The 8,174-nt window shown below is 74.5% G+C and carries 7 protein-coding genes and 2 pseudogenes; 8 read left to right on the forward strand and 1 reads right to left on the reverse strand.

Translation table 11 applies throughout. The annotated features are described in order from the left end of the window. Nucleotides 1-4: 4 nt before the first annotated feature. From ACFW6A_RS29190 to ACFW6A_RS29200, 3 genes and pseudogenes are all read left to right on the forward strand, one after another. On the forward strand, nt 5-487 hold the full coding sequence (locus ACFW6A_RS29190) for an NUDIX domain-containing protein (RefSeq protein ID WP_386644172.1): 483 nt from the start codon (nt 5-7) through the stop codon (nt 485-487). A 55-nt stretch (nt 488-542) separates the two neighbouring features. Further along, nucleotides 543-1,043 (forward strand): annotated as a pseudogene (locus tag ACFW6A_RS29195) (SDR family oxidoreductase); the annotation flags it as partial. 92 nt (nt 1,044-1,135) lie between these two features. Next, entirely contained in the window at nt 1,136-3,028 is a 1,893-nt protein-coding gene (locus tag ACFW6A_RS29200; RefSeq protein WP_351847840.1) for a GAF domain-containing protein, read from the forward strand. Nucleotides 3,029-3,119: 91 nt separating this feature from the next. On the opposite strand, the gene ACFW6A_RS29205 is transcribed toward ACFW6A_RS29200, so the two are convergent. After that, nucleotides 3,120-4,487 (reverse strand): MFS transporter, encoded by a 1,368-nt coding sequence (locus tag ACFW6A_RS29205; RefSeq protein WP_386644175.1) that lies wholly within the window; start codon nt 4,485-4,487, stop codon nt 3,120-3,122. Between the two features lie 394 nt (nt 4,488-4,881). On the opposite strand from ACFW6A_RS29205, the gene ACFW6A_RS29210 reads away from it, so the two are divergent. From ACFW6A_RS29210 to ACFW6A_RS29230, 5 genes and pseudogenes are all read left to right on the forward strand, one after another. Next, nucleotides 4,882-5,544: a hydrolase gene (locus ACFW6A_RS29210; protein WP_351847835.1), complete on the forward strand. Its 663-nt coding sequence runs from the start codon at nt 4,882-4,884 to the stop codon at nt 5,542-5,544. 5 nt (nt 5,545-5,549) lie between these two features. After that, nucleotides 5,550-6,056: a DoxX family membrane protein gene (locus ACFW6A_RS29215; protein ID WP_351847833.1), complete on the forward strand. Its 507-nt coding sequence runs from the start codon at nt 5,550-5,552 to the stop codon at nt 6,054-6,056. A gap of 97 nt (nt 6,057-6,153) precedes the next feature. Continuing rightward, a complete protein-coding gene (locus ACFW6A_RS29220; protein ID WP_351847830.1) occupies nt 6,154-6,732 on the forward strand; it encodes a DNA starvation/stationary phase protection protein in 579 nt (192 codons plus the stop codon). 84 nt (nt 6,733-6,816) lie between these two features. Then, nucleotides 6,817-6,942 (forward strand): annotated as a pseudogene (locus tag ACFW6A_RS29225) (GNAT family N-acetyltransferase); the annotation flags it as partial. A 269-nt stretch (nt 6,943-7,211) separates the two neighbouring features. Then, nucleotides 7,212-8,048 carry an alpha/beta hydrolase gene (locus ACFW6A_RS29230; RefSeq protein WP_351847828.1) on the forward strand — a complete coding sequence of 279 codons (837 nt, stop codon included), beginning with the start codon at nt 7,212-7,214 and terminating at the stop codon, nt 8,046-8,048. Nucleotides 8,049-8,174: the final 126 nt, after the last annotated feature.

The following is an 8,174-nucleotide window of genomic DNA, read 5'->3' on the forward strand; positions in this document are numbered from 1 at the left end:
TCGCATGGCTACCCCTGACTTCATCCGCGAACTGCGCAAGACCGCCGGGCAGCAGCTCCTCTTCCTGCCCGGCGTCAGCGCCGTCGTCCTCGACGACCGGGGCAGGGTCCTGCTGGGCCGCCGCGCCGACAACGGCACCTGGTCCGTGATCGGCGGCATCGTCGAGCCCGGCGAGCAGCCCGCGGACGCGGCGGTCCGCGAGGTCGAGGAGGAGACCGGGGTGGTCTGCGTGGCCGAGCGGATCCTCCTGGTCGAGACGCTGCGCAAGCCGGTCGTCTACGGCAACGGCGACATCTGCCAGTTCATGGACGTCACCTTCGCCTGCCGGGCCGTCGGCGGCGAGGCCCGGGTCAACGACGACGAGTCGACCGACGTCGGCTGGTTCGAGATCGACGCCCTCCCCGAGATGAAGCGCTTCTCCCTCCGGCGGATCGAGAAGGCGCTCGCCGACGAACCCGCGTGGTTCCGCACCACGGACCGCGGCTGAAGTACGGGCCGGACGCACATCGGTGCGGTCCCGGCCCGTCCCCAGGGTGCGGAGCATGAGCGCCCCCACCACCAGCACCACCGCGTCCGGCACCGCCGAGCCCACCGCCCCGGCCGGGCCGCCGCGTCCGGCGGCCCTCGACCTCGGCGGCCGCACCGCGCTCGTCACCGGCGCGGTCGGCGGCATCGGCCGCGCCTGCGCGCCGCGCCTCGCCGCGGCGGGCGCCCGGGTCAGAGCCGTCGACCGCGCCGCCGACGGCCTGGAGGGCCTCTCCAGGACCGCCGCCCCGGAAGGCGCCCCGCACGGCGTCACCTCCCACTGCGTCAGCCCCGGCCACGTCCGCACCCCGCTCGTCGAACGCCGGATCGCCGACCAGGCCGCCGCCCACGGCATCCCCGAGGACCGCGTCCTCACCGAGGTCGTCCTCAAGGACTCCGCCCTCAAACGCCTCGTCGAACCCGAGGAGGTGGCCGAGGCCGTCGCCCACCTCCGCACCCCGCAGGCCGCCTTCATCACCGGCACCTCCCTCACCCTCGACGGCGGCTGGACCGCCCACCGACGCGCTCGCCCCTCCCCGGGCACGCGTCGTCCACAGGAAGTCGTCCACAGGGTGGTGCCGGCCCGCCTCCGGCAGGTATCCCTGTGTCCATGTCCCACGAACACGTCTCCTATCTGGAACTCCTCGCCCGGGGAGCCGCCACGGAGGCATACGACCGACCCGTGCTCCTCGCCCGCGCGAGCGGCGCGGGACCCGAGGCGCTGGCCGGGCTCGAAGAGGCCAAGCAGCTCGCGCTGCGGGTGCGCGCCGAGCTGGAGGGCCGGCGCCGGCGCGAGGCCGAGCTGTCCGCGCTCTTCGCCACCGCCCACGACCTCGCGGGACTCCGCGACCTCGACGCCGTGCTGCGCGCCATCGTCCAGCGCGCCCGCTCCCTCCTCGGCACCGAGGTCGCCTACCTCAGCCTCAACGACCCGGCGGCCGGCGACACCTACATGCGGGTCACCGAGGGCTCCGTCTCGGCCCGCTTCCAGCAGCTGAGGCTGGGCATGGGCGAGGGCCTCGGCGGACTGGTCGCCCAGACCGCCCGGCCGTACGTCACCGACGACTACTTCGACGACGCCCGCTTCCAGCACACCCGCACCATCGACACCGCGGTCCGCGACGAGGGCCTGGTCGCCATCCTCGGCGTGCCGCTCACCCTCGGCAGCCAGGTCATCGGCGTGCTCTTCGCCGCCGACCGCCGGGCCAGGGTCTTCGAGCGCGAGCAGGTCGCCCTCCTCGGCTCCTTCGCGGCCCACGCGGCCGTCGCCATCGACACCGCCAACCTGCTCGCCGAGACCCGCTCCGCCCTCGCCGAGCTGGAGCGGGCCAACGACATCATCCGCGAGCACAGCGCCGTCATCGAGCGCGCCTCCGAGGTCCACGACCGCCTCTCCGAGCTGGTGCTGCGCGGCGGCGGCGTCCACGACGTCGCCGAGGCCGTCTCCGAGGTCCTCGGCGGCACCGTCGAGTTCACCGGGACGACCGCCGGCGCCGCCCGCGGGGCCGGCGGGCACGCGGTCAGGGACGGCGACGACTGGGTCGCCGCCGTCTCCGCCGGCGGCGAAGACCTGGGCGCGCTCGTCCTGCGCGGCCGGCCCGGCCTCGACCCCGTCGACCTGCGCACCCTGGAGCGGGCCGCGCTCGTCACCTCCCTCCTGCTGCTCGCCCGCCGCTCGGCGGGCGAGGCCGAACAGCGGGTGCGGGGCGAGCTGCTCGACGACCTCCTCGACGCCCCCGACCGCGACCGCCGCCTGCTGCGCGAGCGCGCCGCCCGCCTCCGCACCGACAGCGCCGCGCCGCACGTGGTGCTCGCCGCCGGCATCGACCGGGCGGGCCCCGCCGGCGGAGCCGAGCCGCAGGGCCGCGAGGGCGCCGACCGGCAGCGCCTGTGGTCCGCCGCCTCCCACCTGGCCGCCACCCGCAGCGGCCTCGCCTCCGCCCGGGACGGGGGCACGGTCCTCCTGCTGCCGCTGCGCCCCGGCGAGGACGCCGCCGAACTGGCCCGCCAGGCCGCCCGCCACCTCGGCGGCGCCCTGAGCGAACCCGTCACCGTCGGCGCCTCCGCGCCCGTGCGGGCGCCCCTCGACCACCCGGACCAGGTGGCCGGCGCGTACCAGGAGGCCCGCCGCTGCCTCGACGCGCTCCGGCGGCTGCACCGCACGGGGGAGGGGGCGGCGGCCGAGGACCTCGGCTTCCTCGGGCTGCTGCTCGCCGACGGGCGCGACATCGGCGGCTTCGTGGAGCGCACGATAGGCCAGGTCGTCGCGTACGACGGGCGCCGCGGCACCGACCTGGTGCGCACCCTGGAGGCGTACTTCGCCTGCGGCATGAGCCCGGCCCGTACCAAGGACGACCTGCACGTCCACGTGAACACGGTGGCCCAGCGCCTCGAGCGGGTGGGCCGGCTGCTCGGCCCGGACTGGCAGTCGCCCGCCCGCGCCCTGGAGATACAGCTGGCGCTCCGTCTGCACGCCCTGTCCTCGCCCGTCTCCCGCGACTGACCCGGCACGGCGAAGGCCCCGCGCCCCCTCCCGGGGCACGGGGCCGGCTCTCCGTAGATACGGACGCGGACGCGGACGCAGGGGTCGGGTGTCAGGCGTCGGCGCCGACGCGGGCGACCGGGGCCGCCGGCCCGTCCGCCTCGGCCAGGTCGGCGTTGCGGGTCTCCCGGGCGCAGGCGACGGCCACCACCGTGAGCAGCGCGGCGGCGATCACGTACAGGGCGATCGGGGTCGAGCCGTCGTACTCGGTGAGGAGCGCCGTCGCGATCAGCGGGGCGGGCGCGCCGGCCGCGACGGAGGAGAACTGGGCGCCGATCGAGGCGCCGGAGTACCGCATCCGGGTCGCGAACATCTCGGAGAAGAACGCGGCCTGCGGGGCGTACATGGCGCCGTGCAGGACCAGGCCGACGGTCACGGCGAGCAGCAGGCTGCCGAAGGACCCCCGGTCGATGAGGGCGAAGAAGGGGAACATCCAGGCGCCGACGCCGACCGCGCCGATCAGGTACACCGGGCGGCGGCCGATCCGGTCGGAGAGCGCGCCCCAGAGCGGGATGACGGCGAAGTGCACGGCGGAGCCGACGAGGACGGCGTTGAGCGCGGTCTGCTTGGACAGGCCGACGGAGGTGGTCGCGTAGACGAGGATGAAGGCGGTGATGACGTAGTAGGAGATGTTCTCGGCCATGCGGGCGCCCATCGCGACGAGGACGTCCCTCCAGTGGTCGCGCAGGACGGCGACGAGCGGCGGCCGCTCGGCGCCGGCGTCGGCGGCCCTGCGCTCCTCGGCGGCGGCGAGGGCGGCCTTGAAGACCGGCGACTCGTCCACGGAGAGCCGGATCCACAGGCCGACCATCACCAGCACGCCGGAGAGCAGGAACGGGATCCGCCAGCCCCACGAGGTGAACGCCGACTCGGACAGCAGCGCGGTCAGCGCCGACAGCACGCCGGTGGCGAGCAGCTGGCCGGCCGGGGCGCCGGTCTGCGGCCACGACGCCCAGAAGCCCCGCCGCTTCGCGTCGCCGTGCTCCGACACCAGCAGCACGGCGCCGCCCCACTCGCCGCCGAGGGCGAAGCCCTGCACCAGCCGCAGCGCGGTGAGCAGCAGCGGGGCGGCCGCCCCCACCGTCGCGTGCGTGGGCAGCAGGCCGATCGCGAAGGTCGCCCCGCCCATCATCAGCAGGCTCAGCACCAGCAGCTTCTTCCGCCCGAGCCGGTCCCCGTAGTGCCCGAACACCAGCGCGCCGAGCGGTCGGGCGGCGAATCCGACGGCGTAGGTGAGGAAGGAGAGCAGCGTGCCGACGAGCGGATCCGACTCGGGGAAGAACAGCTTGTTGAAGACGAGCGCGGCGGCGGACCCGTAGAGGAAGAAGTCGTACCACTCGATGGTCGTGCCGATGAGGCTGGCGGCGACGATGCGCTTGAGGGGTCCGGGCGGCGTCGGAGCGGTTCTTGCGGCGGCCATGTGCACCACTTCCAGGCAGGTACGGGGGACGTCTACGTGTCGCCACACGGTAGGAACACGCAGGTCACCGTCGTATGTGGTGGGACACCACAGTTCGCCGCCGCCGCATGCGGACAGCCGCCATGGTCTTCTTGCACGGCCGCTCCGAAGGGCATCGGCCCGCCCCCGATCGGGAGGGCAACGGCTTTCGCGGCCGACGCGGCCCGTAGGGGGAAACGAACGTCAGTGGGGGACCGGGGGACCGGGGGCGCGGGTGTAGCGGCCGGTTGTGCGCTGTGGTGTCAGTCCTGTGCGCAGGAGGGCAACCCGGCCGGTCCGGCCGCTCGTAGCGTGCGGGAGTGCCGGGTCGCGACGCGCGACGGGCACGCCACCGACAGTTCCGAAAGGACCCCTCGTGTTCGACATCTCCCAGGTGCAGGCCGCTCCGAGCAAGGACCTGCTCACGCCCGACAACTCGGTCATGCTGTTCGTGGACCACCAGCCGCAGATGTTCTTCGGCACCGGCAGCGGCGACCGCGCCGCGATCATCAACAGCACCGTGGGCCTCGCCAAGGCGGCGAAGGCGTTCGACGTGCCGGCCGTCCTGACCACGGTCGCCGCCGAGTCCTTCTCCGGCCCCCTGCTGCCCCAGCTCGCCGAGGTCTTCCCCCAGCACGAGGTCATCGACCGCACCACCATGAACGCCTGGGAGGACGAGGCGCTCGTCGCGGCGGTCAGGGCGACCGGACGCAAGAAGATCATTCTGTCGGGCCTGTGGACCGAGGTCTGCCTCGTCCTTCCCGCGCTCTCCGCCCTCGGCCAGGGGTACGAGGTCTACGTCGTCGCCGACGCCTCCGGCGGCGTCACCCCGGCCGCCCACGAGCACGCGATCCAGCGGATGACCGCCGCCGGCGCCGTGCCGGTGACCTGGGTGCAGGTGCTCCTGGAGCTCCAGCGCGACTGGGCGCGCCAGGAGACGTACCCCGCGGTCATGGAGATAGTGAAGGCCCACGCGGGCGCCTACGGCCTGGGCGTCGTGTACGCGCAGACGGTCATCGGCGCGCACGCGGCGGGCTGATCTCCGTGGACACCGGCATTCTCGTCCTGCGGCTGCTGGTGGGCCTGCTCGTCGCCGGCCACGGAGTGCAGAAGGTCAGTTCGCACCTGGGCGGCGGCGGACTCGAGGGCGGGGCCGAGGAGTTCCGCGCCGACGGATTCCGCGGCGGTGTCCTCACCGCCCTGGCGGCGGGCGGCGGCCAGATCGGGTCCGGTCTGCTGCTCGCCGCCGGCCTGCTCACCCCGCTCGCCGCGACCGGCACGATCGGGGTCATGACGGTCGCGCTGACCGTGAAGTGGCGCAACGGCCTGTGGGTGCAGCACGACGGGTACGAGTACCCGCTCGTCCTCATCGGCACCGCCGCCGCCCTCGCCGCCACCGGGCCCGGTGCCCGGTCCCTCGACGCGGTCCTCGGCCTCGCCCCGTACCCCGGATGGTGGGCCGCGCCCGTCCTCGTGGCCGGTCTCGGCTCCGGCCTGATCGCCCGGCTGGTCCTGCACCGGCCCGCCGCCCCGGCGACCGCCGAGGGCTGAGCCCCCGGCGCGAGCCGCTCGGACCGGGCCCGGCCGCCCGCACCCCCGGCCGGGCGACCGGGCCCCTCCCCTCTTCCCTCCCGAACAGGAGCACCCCATGGACACCCTCACGGCACCGCACGGCGGTGGTCAGCCGCTGCTGCATCAGAAGGGCGCCGAGACACAGGCGTTCGGCACGCTCAAGCAGCTGCCGATCGGCCTCGGCCATGACACCCGCATGTACGCCTGCCAGCGGCTCAACCGGGTCCTCGCCGACACGCAGATCCTCTACTCCCTCTACAAGAAGCACCACTGGCTGATGCGCGGGGCGACCTTCTACCCGCTGCACGTCATGCTGGACAAGCACGCGGAGGCCCAGCTGGCCATCGTGGACGCGCTGGCCGAGCGGGTCCAGAGCCTGGGCGGCGTCGCCGTCGGGGACCCTCGCCACGTCGCGGAACTGACGGTGATCCCCCGGCCGCCGGACGGCGTGGAGCCGGTGCCCGTCATGCTGTCGCGGCTGCTCGACGCGCACGAGCGGATCCTGATCGACGCCCGGGACGCCGCCGCCCGGCTCTCCGGGGAGGGCGACGAGGGCAGCGCCGACCTGCTCGTCTCCGACGTCGTCCGCACCGGCGAGGCCCAGGTCTGGTTCCTGGCCGAGCACCTCGTGGACACCCCCCTGGTACGCGGCTGAGGGACGCGTACGACGCCGTCGTGACCGGCGGCGGACCGGTCTGACCGCGGCGACGGCGTCACCCTCGCCCGCGACGAGGCCCTCGGCGACGCCCGGGCGCGCAGGCTGCGCGTCCTTCCGTACTGCCCGTTCGCCCGGGGATGGATCGGCGAGCACCCCGAGTACGCCGACCTGGTGCCCGAGCCGCACCGCGCCCGCTTCGGGCTCTGAACCCGACCGCGCCGTGGAGCCCCGCTTCGACCCGAAGCGGGGCTCCACGGCTTTTGTGCGTGCCGGCACGACCGGGGCCGTGGCCGGGCGGAGCCCCCCTCCCTCCCCGATCGGGAGCGCGACCGAACCGGCACGACGCGAACACTGCGCTCACGGGCAAGACCCGGTGCGTGACACGGCAAGAGGGGGCCCTTTCCGGGCCATAGCGTGACGGACGTCCGCACCGCACAGAGGCGCGGACCAGCCAAGACCGCACCGAGGAGACGAAGATGCCGTACATCACCGTGGGCCAGGAGAACACCAGCCCGATCGAGCTGTACTACGAGGACCAGGGCGCCGGCCGGCCGGTCGTCCTCATCCACGGCTTCCCGCTCGACGGACACTCCTGGGAGCGCCAGACGGCCGCCCTGCTCGACGCCGGATACCGCGTGATCACCTACGACCGCCGCGGATTCGGCCAGTCCTCGCAGCCGAGCACCGGCTACGACTACGACACCTTCGCCGCCGACCTGAACACCGTGATGGAGACCCTCGACCTGAACGACGCCGTCCTCGTCGGCTTCTCCATGGGCACGGGCGAGGTCGCCCGCTACGTGTCCGCGTACGGCTCCGGCCGCGTCGCCAAGGTCGCCTTCCTGGCCTCCCTGGAGCCCTGCCTGCTCAAGTCCGACGACAACCCGGACGGCGTCGCCCCGAAGGAGTTCTTCGACGGAGTCGTCGCCGCCGTCAAGGCCGACCGCTACGCCTACTACACGGCGTTCTTCGAAGACTTCTACAACCTCGACGAGAACCTCGGCACCCGGATCAGCGAGGAGGCCGTCCGCCACAGCTGGGACACCGCGGCCCGCGGCGGCTCCTTCGCCGCGTCCGCCGCCCCGGCGACCTGGTACACCGACTTCCGCGCCGACATCCCCGCCGTCGACGTGCCCGCCCTGATCCTGCACGGCACCGCCGACCGCATCCTGCCCGCCGAGGGCACCGCCCGCCCCTTCCACAAGGCACTTCCGGCGGCCGACTACGTCGAGATCGAGGGCGCCCCGCACGGCCTGCTGTGGACCCACGCCGAGGAGGTCAACACCGCCCTCCTCGCCTTCCTGGCGAAGTGACGCCGTTCCGTCGACCCGCGGGGGGGGGGGGCGCGACCCCCGGGCCCCCCCCCCCCCCGCCCCCCCCCCCCCGGGGCCCCCCCCCCCCCCCGGGGGGCCCCCCCCCCGGGGGGGGGGGGGGGGTAT

It is taken from the genome of Streptomyces sp. NPDC058758, from assembly GCF_042746075.1.
Lineage (GTDB): Bacteria > Actinomycetota > Actinomycetes > Streptomycetales > Streptomycetaceae > Streptomyces.